Raw genomic sequence first — 19729 nt, 5'->3', positions numbered from 1 at the left:
CATGCGGTACGACGGCCGGAAACCGCCGGCGGAGCCGGTGGACGACGACGCGGACTGGCCGGCGCCGCTGGACGGAGATCCCGGCGAGCCGGACGCGGGGCGGGCGCCGGTCGTCGAACCCCGGCAACCGGATTCGCTGAACGAGCCACGCTGGCACCGCCACCTCGATGAACGGTGGGTGGTGGAGGACGAGGGGCGCCAGCCGCTGGTCCGCCCGATCGTCGCGGCGCGGGTGAAGTCGCCGCCGCCGGACGTCGTGGTCGACGGGGCGGATGCCGGCGCGATCACTTTCCGGGCGGCGAGTGTCCGTGGACTCAGTCATCAGGAGCGCGGTGAGCCGCGCCAGGACGCGTACGCGATCCGGTTCACCAGGGATCAGCGATGGCTGGTCGGTTGCATCGCGGATGGGGTGTCCGACGGGGCACGCTCGCACGAGGCGGCGGCCGAGATCGTGGACAGGCTGACCGGCACGCTGATCGACTTCCTGACCGGTCTCCCGAGGGAAGACCCGTGGACCGACTGGCAGAGCGTCGCGGACGCGATGCCGTGGGCGGAGGCGGTGGACGCGGCGAACCACGCCGTGACGAAGCGCGCCCGGGAACATCTGCGGCGGGCGTACGCGCGGCAGGGCGCTGAGGAGAAGCTGCGCGAGCTCGAGGAGTCGCTGCCCTTCGCGCACGTCCGGACGATCATGTCAGCCACGGCACTGGTCTTCGTGGTGGAGACCGTTGCGTCCGCTGACGGCACGCACCGCGCCCTGCTGGCGAACCTGGCCGGCGACTCCAGCGCCTTCCTGCTGCGCGACGACGAGTGGGTCCCGATGGTCGCGATCAAGAACGAGGGTGCCGAGATCATCTCCAGCACGGTGCGGCCGATGCCCGACCGGATCGAGCCCCACGTGGCCGCGTTCCTGCTGCGGGCCGGGGACTCCTTCGTGGTGATGACCGACGGCCTCGGTGATCCGCTCGGCAGCGCCCGCGGCACCGTCGGCGCGTTCCTGCGGGAGAAGTGGCGTACGCCGCCGGACGTGCTGGCGTTCGCCCAGCATCTCGCGTTCTACAAGAAGACCTTCACCGATGACCGGACCGCCGTGATGGTGTGGGCGAGCCCGCCGAGGCGACGACGATGAGCGCGAGTCCCGAGTTCGTGGTCGATCAGCTCGGCCGGATCACGCCGCTGGCCCGTGGTGGCACGGCGACCGTCCACCTGGTGCCGGACCTGACGAGCGTGGGCAATCAGCCCGGCCCGTACGTCTACAAGAAGTACAACGACAAGACGAAGCAGTCGGCCGGCCCGGCGCTGGGCCGGGGCCTGTCCAACTTCGTGCAGTTCCGGGACCGCCTTCCGGCCAATCAGCTCAAGGCCTGGGATGAGCGGATCATCTGGCCGGTCGCACTGGTCAGGGACGACACCGGTGCGGCCGACGGCATCCTGATGCGGATCATCCCGGACCGGTTCTTCCACCACTTCACGAAGCGCAACGGCGGATCGAACCACAAACCGCGCGAGATCGAGACGCTGTTCGGCGACACCGAGACCGCGATGCGCAAAGGGTTGCCCGACGTCTCGATCGTCACCCGGCTGCAGCTGATCGGGGCGATCGCCGCGGCGTACGGGATGATGCACAAGGAGGGAGTCGTGCTGGGCGACATCTCCGGCCGCAACATCATCTACGACCCGGATCCGCAGCGACCCGCCATCATGGTGGTCGACGTGGACAGCGCCCGGATCCGCGGCAACCGCGCCACGTTCGGCACCCAGCCGCACACGCCGAACTGGCAGCCGCCCGAGGCGTTGGCCGCGAGTCATGCTCTGGAGCGGGCGAAACGAAGTGTTCCCCCGGCACCCCGGGACGTTCAGGACCGGCTGCACAATACCTGGTCCATCCAGAGCGTGAAAACCGATGTGTACAAGTTCGGGTTGATGGTGGTGCGCATCCTCGACTTCGGCCGGGGCTGCGCGGTGAGCCGGGACCCGGGTAAGGCCCGTGCGATTCTCCGCGATCGGCTCGGTCCGGAGGCGCAGGCCTTACTCGACGCGAGCATGGCCGACGATCCGCGCGCCCGGCCCGTGATGCGCGACTGGTACCTGGCGTTGCAGGGCGGTTCCGCCGCCGCCCCGAAGCCGCGATCGAGGTCCGCGCCCACCCCAGCGCCGGAGGCGTCGTCGAGCCTGGCGAACGGTGCCCGGCGCGGCAACTGGGAGTGGGTCGAGGGGCGGGGCTGGAACCGGGTCACTCCGGGTCGTCGGTGACCTGAGGCCGGCCGTACAACGAGCGCCGTGGTGGAGGCATCGAGTCACCGGCAGCGGCCGTTCCGCGAATCACCCGCGGGGCGTCCGGGCCGTTGATCGGCCGGGTCGTCTCGTGGCCGTCCGGCGCCCAGTAGACGCTGTCGTGGCCGGGCGACGGATAGGCCCGCAGCTGGACGGTCCTCGTCTCGTTGTCACCGAGCCGTTCCGCCGACGCGAGCTGGTCCTGCCAGCGCTGCACGTCCCGGTCGGTCGCGGCGTGCGCGTAGTCCTCCCAGGCGTCCAGCACCCGCTGCATCACCTGGCTCTGTGCCTCGACGACCTTCTGGTTGCCGATCTTCGAGGCGTCCTTGATCAGTTGCAGGCGGTCCTGCTCGATCTCGCGCTCGACGTCCCAGCGTTCGGCCGCGGTGCGGGCGTGCTTGTCGTCGACTTCCTTGGCCTTGCGGTCGTACTGGGTCTCGGGCCCGAGGACCTGCAGCAGTTTCATCATGACCGGCAGCAGTTCCAGGCACAGGAAGAGGAGGAAGAGCATGACGTGTGCGAGCTGCAGGGTGGGCCGGTCCGCGGAGAGCCGGTCCAGCGCTTCGAGGCGGGCCAGCAGGCCGTCGTCCTGTTCGCTCTGGGCCGCGTGCGCTCGCTTGGCCGCCTCGAGCCGTTCGGTCAACGTGGTCAGGGTTGCCTGGTTGGCGTCCAGCCTGCTGCGGGCCGCGGTGATCGCGGTGTCCTGAGCGGTGCTGAGGTTGCTCCGGGCGGCTTCCCGTGCGTCCTTGAGCTGCTGCGCGGCGTCGTCGCGTTCGGTCTTGCGATCGTCGCGGATCTGCACTTTCTCGTCGAAGGCGATGCCCGGCCCCGCCTTGCCCGAGCCGCAGGTGCCTTCCTTCTCGCAGACCACGTTCTTCTCCGCGGCCAGGTAAGCCGTCTGCGCCTTGTCGTAGAGCTCCCGGACGGCGGTGACCGCGGGGTCGCTCTCCACGTTCACCGACACGCCCTTGGCGAGGACCGCCTCATCGCCGGCGATCTGCTCGGTCAGCTCGGGGATTCTGGCGTAGTCCGGGTTCGCCGCGATCTGGCGGTTGTACGCCTCGGCCTGCTCGGCCTGCATCACGATCAGTTCGGTCTCGATCTCCGGCGCGAAGATCTGGAGCACCACCGGGGTGGAGATGACAGTGCCGAGGACGAGAGCGAGCAGCAACCGGGGCAGCGCGGCCGCGACCGAGAGTGCCTTGCGCTCCTGCCGCATCATCTGCACGACCAGCAGCCGGTCCAGGTTGAGGATGATGATGCCCCAGGCCAGACCGATCAGGAGTTCGACGACGACCGGCAGGTCCATCGTCATGTGGACGGCCATGATCGCCGAGGCGGCGGCGACCGCGGAGGTCGACACGATGACCCCGCCCATCGCGGCGTACCGGATCCGGTCGCCGGGCGCGGCGTCGAAGACCTCGGGCCGCCCTCCCGCGATCTGCGCCAACCGGTGCGTCAGGCCCACGGAAACCTCCACCAACTCTTGCGGGAACGGGACTTCTCCGGACGCTGGAGGAACCAGCCGCCCATGTCGTGCGGGAAGATCTGAGGCATTTCCGAGCGGCGGCCACCGAGCATCTCGCGCAGGGATCGGCGCTGCGGACGGATCAGGTCGGTCATCGGGTCGGTGACCGAGGAGGCCGTCAAGGCGCTGTGGACGGTGTCGTCGTCCAGCGCCCAGATACCGTTGATCAGGTCACCGACCTGGTGCAGGGTGCGGTTGGACGTCAGCGGCGGTGCGATCGGCATCGGCACCTCGCGAAGGCGCGGCAGCTCGAACACGTTCACCCACGCCGTCTCGTGCCGGCGCTCGCCGACCTTGTTGCGCAGCAGCACGGTGATCGTGCCGGACCTGGTGACGGTGAGCTGGTCGGAGCCCTCGTCGGCGTAGCGGGCGGGCACCTGCGTCAGCTTGCCGTCCGGGGCGATCAAGGAGATCTCGTCCGCGTGGCTGGTGCGCCACCGCACCGTCACGGTAGCTCCAACCGGGGCGAAGGCCGGCTTCACCGAGACCGCGTTGACGATCGGTGGCCCCTGCAGTTGTACGGCCCGGCGGTCCAGGTAGGACCGCCATTGAGCGGCGGCCGGTATCACTGACGGCGCGTTCGACTTGGCCCGGGCGAGCAGGTCCAGCCCGTCGGGGTCGAAGACCGGCATGGGCTGTACGTGATCGACCCGGCCGGTCTTGTCGATCAGGCAGAGCTCGACGAAACGAGCCAGCCAGGTCAGATCGCCGATCGCCGCGTGGCCGTCGGCAGGATCACCCAGACGGGCGTCGCCGCAGTCCGTCAACTGAACCTCGGCGCCGCGGCGCAGGACACGGAAGACGCCGGACTCCAGTGTCCGTGTACCGAGGACGATGCCGTAGCGGTGCGCGAGATCGAGGGTGTCGGCGAGGTCCGCGCACAGGCGCATCCGGGCGACGGTGTCGATCGTCGCCGGTACGGCTCCGGGCGTGACCGGGACCGGGGCGGTGCCGTCCAACCGGAGCAGCGCTATCGATCGGGGAACGAGACGGCCGTGCTCGTCGGCGTCACTGAACGGGACCGGCACTGCCGGCGTCAGCAGGCCGGTGACGACCCGCGGATCGTCGCCGACCACCACCCGCAGCGGCCAGCACACCCGATCGACGATGCGATCGGCATGGCCGTCCGGTGGTGGCAGGCGCCGGATCGCGGTCAGGTCGATCAGCACGTCGAGTGGATGCGCCTCGGCGTCGTCGCCGATGTCGAGGAACCGGCGGTAGGCGAGTGCCCCGGTGACGTCCGGGAACGGGTGTGCGGTCACCTCCATGACCTCGGTGTCCGTGGTCCGTTCCAGGACGGTGCCGGTGACGAGGTCCTTCTCCGCCATCACCCAGCGGGCGTATCGCAGACGCAGGGTGCCGGTCGCCACCGAGTTCCGGATGGCCGCGACGACGTCGTGTGCGACCACGGCGGCGTCGGTCTCGTTCCTGACGGCGTAGTGGTCGGCGGTTTCGTACGCCTGAGCCAGACGTTCCAGCGGTGTGCTGTCCTCGGCCAGCAGGCAGACGAAGAGGACCGTCGGCTGCCACCCCCGGTCCTGCTCGATGCGTGGATTCCGGGTCATCAGGTCGCCGAGGGCGGCGTCCCACTCGCTCGCCGGCTCGGTGAACGTCCCGGAGGTGAGCACCACGATGACGGGCGGCCGCACTTCCGGGAAGTCGGCGTCCAGCTGCGAGATGTCGATGCTCATGCGCCGGAGCATGGCGTCCGCCGCGGCGCGCAGGGCCGGTTCCTCCACGGTGGCGCGCATGGCGGGCAGTTCGTCGGTGAAGTCCACCTGCTGCAACGGCAGTACCTCGCCGGATCCGGCGCTGGTGCCGTAGTGCTCGATTCCCCAGCGGACCGCGAATGTGAGCAGCCCGTCGCTGGAGATCGCGGCAGCGAGGTGGCCGACCATCGATTCAGCGAGGATCAGCCGGTCTTCGCCCATACGCACGGATACGTCGCATAGGAAGTAGACCGGCTGCGGTACTTCCTCGGTGCTTTCGGACAAGTTCTGTTTTCCCCGCCTGGATCGCCACTGTGGAGCCCCGTGCACCGTGTGACCAGAGGTGAGGGTAAACGGGTGGATGTGCGCCGGACAGTGATCGTCATGACAAATTGCCGGACCCGTTGACCGTTCATGATCACGTGGACATCGGGCACTCATTCGTTCGGACACTTGTGCCGCGGCGGGTCCGCGGTCACGGACCGGTTACCGGGATCCGTCGATGGTCTGGGCGGCCGAGAGCGACTGCTGCGGTCCTGCGGACCTAGGAGATCCCGTCGTGATCAGACGGTGATGACGACCTTGGCCCGGGCGTGTTCGGTCTCCAGATAGCTGATCGCCTCGGCTGCCGCCGCCAACGGGAATGTACGGTCGATGACCGGCTTCAGCCGTCCGTCGGCCGCCATCCCGGCCAGCGTGGACAGGTCCTTCTGGCTGGTCGTCGCCGTCAGGATCGAGATTCGCTGTCGGGTGAGGCGGGACGTCAGGCCCGCCCGCAGGATCAGGCGCATCGGTCCGAGGAGGCTGCCGCCCTGGTAGGTGCCGCCGCCGGAGAGGATCAGGGTTCCGCCGGGGGAGAGCGCGCCACGCAGTGTGGACAGTGAGCGGTTGCCGACCAGGTCCAGGACGGCGTCGTACCTCGCCCCATCGGCCGCGAAGTCCGTGTGCCGGTAGTCGATCACCGAGGATGCGCCGAGCGACTTCACCAGCTCCACGTTGCGGGTGCTGCAGACCGCTGTCACCGCCGCCCCGGCTGCCGTCGCCAGCTGGACGGCGAAGGTGCCGACGCCGCCCGATGCGCCGTTGATCAGCACGGTGTGTCCAGGAAGAACAGCACTCAGCCCCTGCAGTGCCGTCACCCCGGCCAGGGGGATCGCCGCCGCCTCGGACGGCGTCAACGCCGAAGGGCGGTGCACCACCAGGTCCTGAGAAATCGCAATATATTCGGCGAAGGCGCCGTCTGCCTGCCCGGCATCGCCGAACACCTCGTCGCCGGGCTCGAAGGACGAAACCCCGGGCCCTGCGGCGACGACCTGCCCGGCGAAGTCCCGCCCGCGCACCCGTGTCTTCGGCCGCCGCAGGCCGATGCTCAGGCGGGCGAACCGCGGGTCGCCGCGCATGACGTGCCAGTCGTACGCGTTCACCGAGGCGGCGGCGACCCGCACCAGCACCTGCCCGTCGCCGGCGACCGGCGCCGGGATCGAGCGGATCGAGCATGAGCCGTAGCGATCCTGCACGAGCGCTCTCATCGAAAACCTCCTAGGTGTACGTCGTACACCCAGTACGACGTGTACGACGTACACCTGTCAAGGGAGCTATCGTGCCCACGTGGTGACAAGGCTGAACCGGGACCGGGTGCTGCGTGCCGCCGTGGCTCTGGCCGACCGGACCGGCCTGGAGCAATTGAGCATGCGCCGGCTCGCTCAGGAGCTCGGCGTCGTGCCGATGGCGCTCTACAAACACGTCGCCAACAAGGACGAGCTGATCGACGGCATGCTCGACGTGGTCATCAGCGAGATCGAGGAGGCGGCGGACTCCGGGGACTGGAAACCGGCCATGCGCCAACAGATCCTGGCCGCACGGCAGGCGATGCTGCTCCACCCGTGGGCGTCGCGCGCCATCGAGATGCGGCAGACGCCGACGCCGGCAGTTCTCGCGTACATGAATGGGGTTATCAAAATCTTTAGAGCCGGCGGCATGTCCGCCGGCTTGACCCACCACGTCATGCACGCCCTGGGAAGCCGGGTTCTGGGTTTCACGCAGGAGTTGTATTCCGCCGCTCCGGGTGGCGAGCCGCCGGACATGACCGCGTTTCCCTACGTCGTGGAGATGGCGATGACGGCCGCGCACGAGAACGACACGATCGTCGGCGGTGGATGCGATGACCAGTTCGAGTTCGAATTCGCCCTGGACGTGCTGCTGGACGGCTTCGAGCGACTCCACGCGAACGGCTGGCACCCCTAGGCCATGATTTCCGGAAGAACTCCGAAACTCAGGTAAACGTCCGAACTTTCGCATGTTGAAACGACATGACGGAGGAACGCACGTGCGCTGGTTCTCGGACCGCAGGATGAACACCAAGATCTTGGTGTTGGTGGGCTTCATGGCGGCCGTCTCGGTGATCGTAGGCGTGTCCTCGTTCAACTCGATGACCCAGATGCGCGCTGCGGCCACCATCATCTACGAACGCAACCTGACCCAGACCGCCCAGCTCGGCAACATCCGTGAGGCGTTCATGCAGACCCGCGTCGACGTCTCCCAGGCGCTCGGCGGCGGCACCCTGATCGCGACGGTGAAGAAGGCTCTGCCGGTCGACGACGCGGACCTCGACGCGCAGATCGCCACCTACAAGGCCGGTCCGATGACCGGTCGCGAGGAGGCCGTGGCGCAGCTCGAGACCGACATCGCCCAGTACCGCGAGATCCGCGACGAGCAGTACCTGCCGGCGCTGGAAGAGATGGACGTCGCGGCCATCACGACGATGTCGCCGACGTTCGCCGCGATCAACAAGGCGGTGAAGGCCGACCTCGACGCGCTGGTCGCGATCGAGCAGTCCCGCGCCGCGATCCGCAACGCCGAGGGCGAGCAGACCTACACCACCGCTCGCATCACGCTGCTCGTCACGCTGATCGCCGGTCTGCTGATCGGCCTGGCGCTCGCCGTCTACGTGGCTCGCCTGGTGGTCGCCGCGGTGCGCCGGGTCTCGTACGTCACCGAAGGCCTGGCCACCGGGGACCTGACCCGCACGGCCGGGGTGACCTCGCGCGACGAGATCGGCATGATGGCGCAGTCGCTGGACACCGCGACGGCGCGGCTGCGGGAGGCGATCGGTGAGGTCGCGGGCAGTTCACAGCGGCTGGCGGAGTCGAGCGAGCAGATGAACACCGTCTCGTCCGGGATGGCCGCCTCCGCGCAGGAGAGCAGCGACCAGGCCGACGTCGTCTCGAACGCCGCCGACCAGGTCTCGGCGAACGTGCAGACAGTCGCCGCGAGCGCCGAACAGATGGGTGCGTCGATCCGCGAGATCGCGCAGAACGCCACCGAGGCCGCCCGGGTCGCCACCACCGCGGTGTCGGCCGCCGACGCCGCGAACCAGACCGTCGCCCGGCTGGGCGCCTCCAGCGTGGAGATCGGCAACGTCGTCAAGCTGATCACCAGCATCGCCGAGCAGACGAATCTGCTGGCTCTCAACGCGACGATCGAGGCAGCCCGCGCCGGCGAGGCGGGCAAGGGCTTCGCGGTGGTCGCGACCGAGGTCAAGGACCTCGCTCAGGAGACGGCGAAGGCCACCGAGGACATCTCCCGGCGCATCGAGGCCATCCAGTCCGACACGCACGCGGCCGTCGCCGCGATCGCCCAGATCAGCAGCGTGGTCGGCGAGATCAACGGTTTCCAGGCCGTGATCGCCTCCGCGGTGGAGGAGCAGTCCGTCACGACCAGCGAGATGAGCCGCAACGTGGCCGAGGCCGCGACCGGCACCACCCAGATCGCCCAGAACATCACCGGCGTCGCCGCCGCCGCCCAGAGCACCTCCAGCGGCGTCAGCGACTCCCGCGCCACCGCCACCGAACTCACCCGCATGAGCGGCGAGCTGCAACAACTGGTCGGTCGCTTCACTTACTGATTTTTTTCGTACGGGGTCAGCGTGGCCGGAGTCCTCAGGCCACGCAGAACTCGTTACCGGCCGGTTCCAGTGGGTGTAGGCCGGAAAAGGGTTATCTCGCCGGTGGTCAGCTGGCGGGGCCGGGGGTGTGGCCGGGCGCCACCGCGGCCTGGACCACCAGGGCGGCCGCGCCGATGCTGGCCGCGTCCCTGGGCTGGGCGGACAGCTCGACCAGCACCGGATGCCGGCGGCGGGAGTGGGCGGTTCGCTCCAGGTGGGTGCGCAGCCGGCGGGCGTAGATCGAGCCGGCCAGCGCCGCGCCCGGGCCGGTCAGCACGACCCGGCCCAGGTCCAGCAGGTTGACCATCGAGGTGGCGGCTACCGCCAGGTGGCCCGCCGCACGGTCGAGGATCTGGAAGGCGGTGGCGTCGCCGGTCACCGCTGCTCGCGCGACCGTGTCGTATGCGCTGGAGAGCGACGTGCCGTTCACCGGGACGCTGGCGTCGGCGACCACCGCGGCCATCGAGGCGTAGCGCTCCACGCAGCCCTGGTTGCCGCACGGGCACTCGCGGCCGTCGTACGCGATGGACATGTGGCCCAGTTCGCCGGCGTCGAAGCTGGCGCCGCGGAAGAGGGCGCCGCCGAAGACGAAGCCGGCGCCGATGCCGGTGCCCAGGTAGATGCAGCCGAACGCCTGCTCACGGGAGACCCGGCGGCTCCAGAACTCGCCGAGGGCCGCGGCCGCCGCGTCGTTCTCCACCATCACCGGCAGCCCCAGGCGCTCGGTCAGCGTCGCCCGCAGGGTGTGGAGATCTTCGGACGGAGCACCACTCGGGTACGGGGTCGGCGCCACGATCGCCAGGCCTTCGATGCGGCCGCGGGGCAGGTCGAGCCCGGCGGTGAAGTCGTCGAACTGGCCGGCCAGCTGGTCGGCGGGTGGGCGGGGCACCACTTCGCGGCCGACGACACCGCCGGTCAGGTCGACCGCCACGCAGGTCAGCGTGTCCGGGCCGAGGTGGAAGCCGATGCCGAAGCGGTTCGCCGGTTTGATGGCGATCAGCTTGCGGGGCTTTCCGCGTACCGAATCGGCGGAGCCGACCTCGTGAATGATCCCGTCCGCGATGAGGTCTCGCACGATGTTGGAGATCGACGGCTGGGTGAGGCCGGTGAGGCCGGCGAGTTCGACGCGGCTGATCGAGGCCGCGGAGCGGATCACGTCGACGATGAGTGCCCGGCTGCCGGGACCCGCGGCTGGCGCTTCACGACGTGCCATCAGAGGTACGGTCTCCGGGTCTCGAACGAACAGGGCAACCCTACCGGGAGGAACCGTTGACTCAGGCGCCACGGCGGGTCGGGCTGGTGCTGGAGCGGGCTTCGCAGGTGCTCGGAGAGGAACCGTACTACCACGAGTTCCTCGAAGGTCTGGAGCGTGTGCTGACGCCGGCGGGGGTGTCGGTGCTGGTGCAGGTGGTGACCGACCGGGACGCGGAGATCGCGACCTACGAGCGGTGGGCCGCCCAGCGGCGTGTCGACGGGGTGATCCTGGTCGACCTGGGGCCGGACGACGAGCGGGTCGCCCTGGTCGCGGGTCTGGAGCTGCCGGCCGTGGTGATCGGGGATCCGTCCACGGCGCAGGGGCTGCCGACCGTGTGGACCGACGACGCCGGGTTCGCCCAGGAGGCGGTCGGGTTCCTGGCAGGGCTGGGGCACCACAGGATCGGGCACGTCACGGGCCCGCCGAGGTTCGCGCACACGCAGCTGCGGCAGAGCGGGCTGGCCGCGGAGGCGGCGGCGCGGGGGATGACGCTGCTGGTGGCCGAGGGCGACTACTCGTTCGACGGCGGCCGGGTGGCCAGCACAAAGATTCTCGCGCAGAAACCGACCGCGATCGTCTTCGACAACGACGTGATGGCGTTGAGTGGGCTGGCCGCGGCGGCGGACGCCGGTCTCACCGTGCCGGCTGATCTGTCGATCGTGGCCTGGGACGACTCGGCGCAGTGCCAGCTGGCCGTGCCCGCCCTGTCGGCGATGAGCCACGACGTCGAGCGGATCGGTGAGCTGGCGGCGACAGCCGTGCTCGCGGCGCTGGCGGGGGAGCCGGCGGAGGTCTATCAGGCGCCGTCGGCGCACATCGTCGTTCGGAACAGCACCCACCCCCTGAGTTGATCATCGCACGGTCGCAGCAGAGCACATCCGTGTCTGCAGACTACATAAATTATTAATTTAACCTTGACGACACACGAGCGAGCCGACCATGCTGGGCGCCCTACGGATCGATTACGAACGAGACGGACAGCGACATGGCGGATAGAAGAACCTTCATCGGCATCGGCGCGGCCGCCGTGCTGGCCCTGGTCACCGGGTGCACCGGCGGCGCGACCGAGGAGGGCCCGGCCGACTTCTCCGGCGAGGTCACCGGCGCCATCACGGTGCTGACCAACCGCACCGACCTCGCCACCACGGCCCTGCCGGAGTACGCGAAGAAGTTCGCGGCCAAGTACCCCGGCACCACTGTCACCTTCGAGCCGGTCACCAACTACGAGGGTGACGTCACCACCCAGCTCAGCTCCGGCGAGTACGGCGACGTCCTGCTGATCCCGAACACCGTCGCCGTCGACCAGCTCGGCCAGTTCTTCGAGCCGCTCGGCACCACGGCCGACCTCAAGGCCAAATACCGGTTCGTCGACGAGAAGGCGTACGACGGGCAGGTCTACGGGCTGTCGATCGGCGGTGTCGCCAACGGTTTCGTGGTCAACACGAAGGTCTGGGCGCAGGCCGGGATCACCGCGCCGCCGAAGACGCCGGAGGAGTTCGTCGCAGGCCTCTCCTTGATTGACACCAAAACACCAGCGATCCCGTTCTACACCAACTACAAGGACGGCTGGCCGCTGAGCTTCTGGAACAGCCAGCGCGCCATCTTCGCCAAGGCCGACGCCAACGAGACGTTCCCGGCCGACGCCAGCCCGTGGCAGCCCGGCAAGGTCCAGTACGTCACCGACGGTCTGCTCTTCGACATCGTGAAGAACAAGCTCACCGAGCCGGACCCGCTCACCACCAACTGGGAGGGCAGCAAGCCGATGCTCGGCACCGGCAAGGTCGCCAGCATGCTGCTCGGATCCTGGGCGATCCCGCAGATGAAGGACGCCGCGACCGCCGCCGGCGCAAACCCGGACGACATCGCGTTCTGGCCCTTCCCGTGGCAGACCGGCGGGAAGTTCCACACCCGCATCGAGGGTGACTACAAGGCCGCGGTCAGCAAGACCAGCGAGAACAAGGCCACCGCGAAGGCCTGGCTGGAGTGGTTCGTCAACGAGTCCGGTTTCTCCGCTGACCAGCAGGCCATCCCGCCGGCGATCGGCCAGGAGTTGCCGGCCGCGCTCGAGGACTTCCAGGCCACCGGCGTCGAGCTGATGGAGCTGCCGGCCGCCGCCGCCAACAGCGGCAAGGAGGACCAGATCATCAAGAGCTCCGAGATCGACCTGGCCGGCAACATCTACCGGCAGAAGCTGGTCGACATCGCCCGTGGCGCGGCCAAGGGTGACAAGGAGAGCTACTTCGCCGAGCTGAACAAGCGGTGGGGCGAGGCGCAGTCCCAGGTCATGAAGTGACGAGGAGGTACGCGGCCTGGCTCTACCTGGCCCCGGCGCTCGCCCTGCTGATCACCTTCACGTACGTGCCGGTCGCCAACATGGTCGTCTACAGCTTCACCTCGTGGGACGGCCTCGACGTCACGATGGACCCGGTCGGCCTGGACAACTACGTGCGGGTGTTCACCGACGAACGCTACTGGCGGGTCTTCCTGATCAGCGGGTACTACTTCGTGGCGTCGTTCGCGCAGATCGCCATCGCGCTGTACTTCGCGGTGATCCTGTCGTTCAACACCCGGTTCCGGAACCTGTTCAAGGGCATCCTGTTCTTTCCGTACCTGCTCAACGGTGTCGCCGTCGGGTTCGTGTTCCTCTACCTGTTCCAGCCGGACGGCACTCTCGACACGGTGTTGCGCTGGGCCGGGCTCGGTGATCAGACGCATTACTGGCTGGGTGACCCGGACATCGCGAACATCAGCCTGGCCGGCACGTCGGTGTGGCGGTTCACCGGGCTGAGCTTCGTACTGTTCCTCGGGGCGATCCAGTCGATCCCGGGGGAGATCTACGAGGCCGCGGAGATCGACGGCGCCGGTGATTGGCACAAGTTCCGGCACATCATCGTGCCGGGCATCCGGCGCATCATCAGCCTGTCGTTCATCCTGGCGATCTCCGGCAGCCTGTCGGTCTTCGAGATCCCGTTCATCATGACCGGCGGCGCGAACGGGACCCGGACGTTCGTGGTGCAGGCGTACGAGACCGCGTTCCAGTTCCGCCAGATCGGGCTGGCGTCCGCGATGGCCGTGGTGCTGCTGCTCATCGTCCTGCTGATCACCTGGATCCAGCGCCGGCTCGTGCCCGACGAGGAGGTGACCCTGTCATGAAAAAAGCCGCTAAATACGTGTCGCTGATCGTCGCCTCGGCGGTCGTGCTGCTGCCCCTCATCGTCGTCCTGTTCGCCGCGTTCAAAACCCACGCCGAATACAGCAGCAGCGGCCCGCTCACCCCGCCGGAGAGCTGGCTCAACGTCGACAACTTCGCCACCGCCTGGACACAGGGCCGGATGCTGCTCGGCTTCTGGAACACCACCGTCATCCTGGCGATCTCGCTGACCGGCACGATCCTGATCGGCACCTTGGCCGCGTACGCGATGAGCCGTTTTGATTTTGCCTTCAAGCGTCTCGTGCTGGGCCTGTTCCTGGTCGCGGCGCTCGTGCCCGGCGTCACCACCCAGGTCGCGACCTATCAGATCGTCAAGTCGATGGGCCTGGTCAACACCCCGGGCTCGGCGATCGTGCTGTTCCTCGGCACCGACATCATCTCGATCTACATCTTCATCCAGTTCATGCAGTCGATCCCGCCGAGCCTGGACCAGGCCGCCATGATGGACGGCGCCTCCCGGTTCACCATCTACCGGCGGATCATCCTGCCGCTGATGAAACCGGCCATCGCGACCGTGGCGATCATCAAGGGCATCGCGATCTACAACGAGTTCTACATCCCCTTCCTCTATCTGCGCTCACCCGATCTGAGCGTCATCTCCACAGCGCTGTTCCGCTTCAAGGGCCCCTATGGCGCGCAGTGGGAGACCATCGCCGCCTGCACCATGATCGTCATTCTTCCGACGGTCGTGCTGTTCCTGCTGCTGCAGCGCTTCATCTACAACGGCGTCACCGCGGGAGCAACAAAATGACGGTCATTCAGGATTTGTCCGGCGTCTGGCAGCTGCGTGGCGACGATGTGGATCTTCCGGCGACGGTTCCCGGCTGCGTGCACACCGACCTGCTCGCGGCCGGCCGGATCCCGGACCCGTTCCTCGACGGCAACGAGCACGAGGTCGCCTGGGTGGGTCGCGCCGACTGGACATACCACCGTGAGATCGCCTGGGACGGCCCGCGGCACGACCGCGTCGACCTGGTCTTCGAGGGCCTCGACACCGTCGCCCGCATCGAGCTCGGCGGCGAACTTCTCGGCGAGACCCGCAACATGCACCGCACCTACCGCTTCGACGTCACGTCCAAGATCAAGATCAACACCCTTCTTTCGGTACGCCTCAACTCCGCCTACGCCGAGGCCGACGCTGTTCGCGATGTGGTGGGGCCGAGGCCGAACGCCTATCCCGAGCCGTTCCCGTTCATCCGGAAGATGGCGTGCAGTTTCGGCTGGGACTGGGGTCCGACGCTGGTCACGGCGGGGATCTGGCGGCCCGTCCGGCTGGAGGGCTGGAGCACGGCGCGGATCGCCACGGTGCGTCCGCTGTGCACGTACCGCAGCGATGTCGGCCCGGAGGGTCTCGGGAAGCTGGACCTGACCGCGGAGATCGAGCGCGTCCGGGATCGCGCGCTGCGCGCGCAGGTCCTGCTCGACGGCCTTCCGATCGCCCTGCTCGACCTCGCTGCGGGGGAGACGGTCATCCACGCGGAGCTGGACGTCGCGGGGGTGACACCGTGGAACCCGCGCGGTCACGGCGAGGCCGCGTTGCACGACCTGACCGTGGTGCTGCTCGATGGCTTCGATGGCGAGACCGAAATCGATCGGTGGGAACGGCGGGTCGGATTCCGCACCGTCGCCCTCGATCGCTCGCCCGACGAGGCCGGCACCCGATTCGTCTTCCACATCAACGACCAGCCCGTTCTCATCAAGGGCGTCAATTGGATCCCGGACGACATCTTCCCGTCCTCGATGACCCGCGAACGGTACGCATTACGGCTGCGGCAGGCGGCCGACGCCGGCGTCAATCTGATCCGGGTCTGGGGTGGCGGCATCTATGAGGACCGCGCCTTCTACGAGGTGTGCGACGAACTCGGATTGATGGTGTGGCAGGACTTCCTGTTCGCGTGCGCCTGCTATCCGGAAGAGGAGCCGATCCGTTCCGAGGTGATCGCCGAAGCGCGCGACAACGTGACCCGGCTGTCGCCGCATCCGAGCCTGATCACCTGGAACGGCAACAACGAGAATCTGTGGCTGCGCGACGCCTCCGGCTGGGCGTCGATGCCGGGCGGGGATCTGAGCTGGGGTCCGGCCTATTACCTGGACATCCTGCCCGCCATCGTGGCCGAATTGGACCCGTCGCGGCCCTATCAGGCAGGAAGCCCCTGGTCAGGGTCGTGGGACCACGAACCGAACGACCCCGATCACCAGACCTTCCATTCCTGGGAGGTGTGGAACCGGCAGGACTATGCGCACTATCGCGATTCGGCGCCGCGATTCGTGGCCGAATTCGGGTGGCAGGCGCCGCCGGCCTGGCGCACGCTGCGCGACGCGGTCTCCGACGAGCCGCTGCTGCCGGATTCACCGGGAGTGCTGCACCACCAGAAAGCCGAGGACGGCAACGGGAAACTCGCCCGCGGGCTGGCAGCGCATTTCCCCGCTGCCGGAAGCACGGAGGCTTGGCACTATCTGACGCAGCTCAACCAGGTGCGGGCCGTGCGTACCGGCATCGAACATTGGCGTTCGCACTGGCCGCACACCGGCGGCACGATCGTGTGGCAGCTCAACGATCTGTGGCCGGTCACGTCATGGGCGGCGATCGACGGGGCGGGGCGGTTCAAGCCGCTCTATCACGCGCTGCGGGAGATGCATGCCGACCGGGCGCTGACCATTCAGCCGCGCGGCGTGGCCGTTCTCAACGACACCGCCGAGGTGTGGGACGGCCTGGTGCTGGTGGAGTCGCGGTCGGACGACGGAGTGGTGCTCTCGTCCGTTTCTCATCAGGTGTCCGTGCCGGCTCGCGGCGTCACCGTGGTCCCTGGTCTTTCCCCGGAGGCCGGCGCGGCCATCGTCGTCGCCACGCTCGGTGAGGCGCGGGCGCTCTGGTTCGCCTCCGATGCCACGTCCGCCGATGCGGGGCTCACGGTCACCGCGGAGTCCGTTCCCGGTGGGCTCGACGTGCGGGTGCACGCCACCGGTGTCGCCCGCGACGTGCTGCTGCAGGCCGACCGCATCCACAGCTCCGCCACCGTCGACCAGGGCTTCGTCACCCTGCTGCCCGGCGAGTCGACGGTGTTGCACGTCCGGGCGCCGGTCCCGCTGGACCCGGGTTCGGTCAAGGCGCTGTGGGTGCTGACCGACCTCGCTACTGCTTGCGCCCCTGTCCCCGTACCCAAGGAGGTTGTGAAGTGAAAATCCCCCTCTCGATCGGCGCAGCTCTGATCCTGGGCGCCGCGCTGCTCCCCGTCCCCGCACAGGCATTCCCCGCGACCGGCAAGGCGACAGTGCTGAACTACCTGCGGTCGATCACCGGGACCAGCATCGTCTCCGGCCAGCACAACAAGGAGCCGGCGAGCTCGCCCGGCCAGTACACCGCGCAGGTCAACGCCGTCACCGGCCAGTGGCCCGGCCTGTGGGGCGGCGACATGATGTTCCGCGCCGACGACATCGGCAACCGCCAGCGCGTCGTCGACCAGGCCAAACGCGAATGGGCGAACGGCTCCCTGGTGGCACTGACCTGGCACGCCTGCTCACCGACAGTGGGCCGCACGTGCGAATTCGACGGCGGCGTGAAGACGCAGATCTCCAACACCCAGTTCCAGCAGATCGTCACCGGCGGGACCGCGCTGAACCAGACGTGGCGTTCCCGGATGGCCGAGGTCGTGCCCTACCTGCGGCAATTGCGGGACGCCGGGGTGCCGGTGCTGTGGCGCCCGTTCCACGAGATGAACGAGACGTGGAACTGGTGGGGCGGCCGGTCCGGTTCCAACGGTGGCGCGAAGATCTTCCAGCAGATGAAGGACTACTTCGACAGTGAGGGCCTGACGAACCTGATCTGGGTCTGGAACGTCCAGGACAACCCGGCCGGCGGCTGGTCGTCGTACTACCCGGGCTCGAATTACGCCGACGTCGTGTCGCTGGACGTCTGGTACAAGGGCCACCCGTCGTCGGGCGACTATCAGCAGATGCAGACGATCGCGGCGGGCAAGCCGATCGCCATCGCCGAGATGGGCAAGGTGCCGAACGCGGCGCTGCTGACGTCGCAGACGCGGTGGGCGTACTTCATGGTGTGGTCCGAGCAGTTGCGCGGCAGCAACACGAACGCGGAGATCCAGGCGGCGTACTTCCACCCGAGGGTGCTGAACCAGGGCGAAGTCCGCTTCTGACAGCAGCAACGGGCGGCAACCGATCGGTTGCCGCCCGTTGTTTCAGTTTTCAATCCAGCAAGTCGTCGAACTCGCCCTTTTTGGCACCGTCCAAGAAGGCTTCAAATTCTGGCTTCGTGTAAAGGATGATCTCGCCGTCGGGGTGGCGTGAATTGCGCACGGCGATGAGGTTGTCCGTCTTGGCGACCTGGACGCAATTGCCGCCGGAACTGCGAGCGGCGACGCGCCACGCGAGGGCGTTACGGTCGATTTCGTAGTTGCTCATGATTTTCCCTGGTCTACGTCAATGTGCGGACTAGTTTGTCGATCATGCCCAGTGACTGGTCGCCGTCGAGGGCGAGGCCGGCCAGCCCGGCGAAGATTTCCTTCACCCGGTTGACCTCGTCGGGATCGTCCTCGAAGATCTGCCCGAGCTGACCTTCGGCGTAGATGACCGGTGGCAGCATCTTCTCGGCGAAGTTGAGTACCGAAAATCCGCCGTCATTACCCGGATTAGCACCCACGGAAAAAGGCAGGATCTGAACCGTTACGTTGGGTAGCTCGGTGGCGAGGCGTCGGATGTTGCTCAATTGCTCGCGCATGATGCTGTTGTTGCCGACAGTTCGGTGCAGAGCCGCCTCATCTATCACCGCGTGAAAAAGCAAAGGGTTCTCGCCTGTCAGGATCCGCTGGCGTTGGATTCTGGACTCTACCGTCCGATCCAACTGATCGGCGGAGAAGTGCAGCCGGACCGGCGAGATTACCTCTCTCGCGTACTCGCTCGTCTGCAGCAGCCCGGGAATGAGCGTCGCCTCGAAGTTGTCGATCGCGACGGCGGCGCTTTCCAGATCCACATAGGTCGCCAGGGGTGACTCGAGGTTGTAACGCTGCCACCACCCCGGCTGCGACCCCTCTTTGGCCATCTGGACCAGTCGCTCCGTGGTGTGAGCGTCCAGGCCGTAGTAACTGCAGAGCGCGCGAACGTGTGGTGGTCCGGAGCGCGGGGAGGTGCGGGACGCGTTCTCCAGCCGGCTGATCGTGGCAGCGGGTAGGCCCACGTCTTTCGCCACCTGGGCAGCGGTCAGGTCTCTGGCCTCGCGGTATCCCTTCAGGAGCGCACCGAGCTCTCGGTTGCGCAACGTCGGGCTGCTCCGCCGGACCACAAGACACCTCCTGTTACCCCAGGCTCGATTCTATGTCAACAAGTTCGTTGGCAAGCCGGACCGTGGCAAAACATAGTGTGTCAACATGCGGTTTGGCAATTGCCAACTAGCCGTGTCGCCGCGCAGACTGTCCGTAGGGTCAAGGCCATCAATGGCTGAGGCCTCAAACAGGACGAGCACCCCTGGTTGCAGCCAGGAGTGCCCGTTATCCAACTGTCCGCCCAAACCGGTCACACGGAAAGAAAGGACGAGTCGTGGAAAGTGTAGTCCTTGTGCTGTCCATGCAACAGCCGCCTGGTCACGATGCCTCAAACGTTATGATCATCGGCGCGGCAATTCTGATCCTTCTCGCACTCCGGTTCATCGCGCGTTCTCTGCAGCCGGTCGTCGAAGTGATCAAATCCGCCGCCGCGATGGGGTTGGCCGTTCTCCTCACGGTCGCCGCTCTGGTGCTGGTGGTCATGTCGCTGTTCCTCTGAGGCTTATGGCGGCAATCGTCAAAGGCGACGGTGC

At 67.7% G+C, this 19729-nt stretch carries 17 protein-coding genes; 11 read left to right on the top strand and 6 right to left on the bottom strand.

The window, feature by feature from the left end; all coding sequences use genetic code 11:
• Window position 1 precedes the first annotated feature (1 nt).
• Window positions 2–1129, top strand: a complete 1128-nt coding sequence (locus tag B0I29_RS42545; protein ID WP_111654864.1) for a protein phosphatase 2C domain-containing protein — start codon at window positions 2–4, stop codon at window positions 1127–1129.
• The gene (locus B0I29_RS42540; protein WP_146617081.1) at window positions 1126–2253 is read left to right on the top strand and encodes a protein kinase family protein; all 1128 of its coding nucleotides are present in this window, start codon (window positions 1126–1128) and stop codon (window positions 2251–2253) included. The genes B0I29_RS42545 and B0I29_RS42540 overlap by 4 nt, the downstream gene beginning before the upstream one ends.
• Here the strand turns inward: B0I29_RS42540 and B0I29_RS42535 are convergent.
• The 3 genes from B0I29_RS42535 to B0I29_RS42525 form a co-directional block, all read right to left on the bottom strand.
• Window positions 2234–3742, bottom strand: a complete 1509-nt coding sequence (locus B0I29_RS42535) for a DUF4407 domain-containing protein (protein WP_111654862.1) — start codon at window positions 3740–3742, stop codon at window positions 2234–2236. The two genes, B0I29_RS42540 and B0I29_RS42535, sit on opposite strands and share 20 nt — an antisense overlap.
• Window positions 3733–5739, bottom strand: coding sequence for a hypothetical protein (locus tag B0I29_RS42530; protein WP_146617080.1), 2007 nt, complete (start codon window positions 5737–5739; stop codon window positions 3733–3735). Before B0I29_RS42530 ends, B0I29_RS42535 begins: the two co-directional genes overlap by 10 nt.
• Before the next feature lie 335 nt (window positions 5740–6074).
• On the bottom strand, window positions 6075–7040 hold the full coding sequence (locus tag B0I29_RS42525) for an NAD(P)-dependent alcohol dehydrogenase (RefSeq protein ID WP_111654860.1): 966 nt from the start codon (window positions 7038–7040) through the stop codon (window positions 6075–6077).
• A 79-nt stretch (window positions 7041–7119) separates the two neighbouring features.
• On the opposite strand from B0I29_RS42525, the gene B0I29_RS42520 reads away from it, so the two are divergent.
• A complete protein-coding gene (locus tag B0I29_RS42520; protein ID WP_111654859.1) occupies window positions 7120–7755 on the top strand; it encodes a TetR/AcrR family transcriptional regulator in 636 nt (211 codons plus the stop codon).
• An 82-nt stretch (window positions 7756–7837) separates the two neighbouring features.
• On the top strand, window positions 7838–9415 hold the full coding sequence (locus B0I29_RS42515) for a methyl-accepting chemotaxis protein (RefSeq protein ID WP_245973182.1): 1578 nt from the start codon (window positions 7838–7840) through the stop codon (window positions 9413–9415).
• 106 nt (window positions 9416–9521) lie between these two features.
• Here B0I29_RS42515 and B0I29_RS42510 read toward each other — a convergent pair whose 3' ends face one another.
• Window positions 9522–10667, bottom strand: a complete 1146-nt coding sequence (locus B0I29_RS42510) for an ROK family transcriptional regulator (protein WP_111654857.1) — start codon at window positions 10665–10667, stop codon at window positions 9522–9524.
• Between the two features lie 56 nt (window positions 10668–10723).
• Here B0I29_RS42510 and B0I29_RS42505 point away from each other — a divergent pair, with 56 nt between their 5' ends.
• From B0I29_RS42505 to B0I29_RS42480, 6 genes are all read left to right on the top strand, one after another.
• The gene (locus tag B0I29_RS42505) at window positions 10724–11560 is read left to right on the top strand and encodes a LacI family DNA-binding transcriptional regulator (protein ID WP_111654856.1); all 837 of its coding nucleotides are present in this window, start codon (window positions 10724–10726) and stop codon (window positions 11558–11560) included.
• Between the two features lie 134 nt (window positions 11561–11694).
• Entirely contained in the window at window positions 11695–13002 is a 1308-nt protein-coding gene (locus B0I29_RS42500) for an ABC transporter substrate-binding protein (protein ID WP_111654855.1), read from the top strand.
• The gene (locus B0I29_RS42495) at window positions 12999–13862 is read left to right on the top strand and encodes a carbohydrate ABC transporter permease (protein ID WP_220091580.1); all 864 of its coding nucleotides are present in this window, start codon (window positions 12999–13001) and stop codon (window positions 13860–13862) included. The genes B0I29_RS42500 and B0I29_RS42495 overlap by 4 nt, the downstream gene beginning before the upstream one ends.
• Window positions 13859–14671 carry a carbohydrate ABC transporter permease gene (locus B0I29_RS42490; RefSeq protein WP_111654854.1) on the top strand — a complete coding sequence of 271 codons (813 nt, stop codon included), beginning with the start codon at window positions 13859–13861 and terminating at the stop codon, window positions 14669–14671. Before B0I29_RS42495 ends, B0I29_RS42490 begins: the two co-directional genes overlap by 4 nt.
• Window positions 14668–17100, top strand: a complete 2433-nt coding sequence (locus tag B0I29_RS42485; protein WP_111654853.1) for a glycoside hydrolase family 2 protein — start codon at window positions 14668–14670, stop codon at window positions 17098–17100. The genes B0I29_RS42490 and B0I29_RS42485 overlap by 4 nt, the downstream gene beginning before the upstream one ends.
• On the top strand, window positions 17097–18074 hold the full coding sequence (locus B0I29_RS42480) for a glycoside hydrolase family 26 protein (RefSeq protein ID WP_245973181.1): 978 nt from the start codon (window positions 17097–17099) through the stop codon (window positions 18072–18074). The genes B0I29_RS42485 and B0I29_RS42480 overlap by 4 nt, the downstream gene beginning before the upstream one ends.
• Window positions 18075–18123: 49 nt before the next feature.
• On the opposite strand, the gene B0I29_RS42475 is transcribed toward B0I29_RS42480, so the two are convergent.
• Together B0I29_RS42475 and B0I29_RS42470 are read right to left on the bottom strand one after the other, a co-directional pair.
• On the bottom strand, window positions 18124–18339 hold the full coding sequence (locus B0I29_RS42475) for a DUF397 domain-containing protein (protein WP_111654852.1): 216 nt from the start codon (window positions 18337–18339) through the stop codon (window positions 18124–18126).
• Window positions 18340–18352: 13 nt separating this feature from the next.
• A complete protein-coding gene (locus B0I29_RS42470) occupies window positions 18353–19216 on the bottom strand; it encodes a helix-turn-helix domain-containing protein (RefSeq protein ID WP_111654851.1) in 864 nt (287 codons plus the stop codon).
• A gap of 254 nt (window positions 19217–19470) precedes the next feature.
• Between B0I29_RS42470 and B0I29_RS45475 the strand changes: the two genes are divergently transcribed.
• Window positions 19471–19695, top strand: a complete 225-nt coding sequence (locus B0I29_RS45475) for a hypothetical protein (protein WP_146617079.1) — start codon at window positions 19471–19473, stop codon at window positions 19693–19695.
• Window positions 19696–19729 lie beyond the last annotated feature (34 nt).

Source organism: Actinoplanes lutulentus, assembly GCF_003259845.1.
GTDB classification, from domain to species: Bacteria; Actinomycetota; Actinomycetes; order Mycobacteriales; family Micromonosporaceae; genus Actinoplanes; species Actinoplanes lutulentus.
This window is presented reverse-complemented; position numbering and strand designations above follow the sequence as displayed.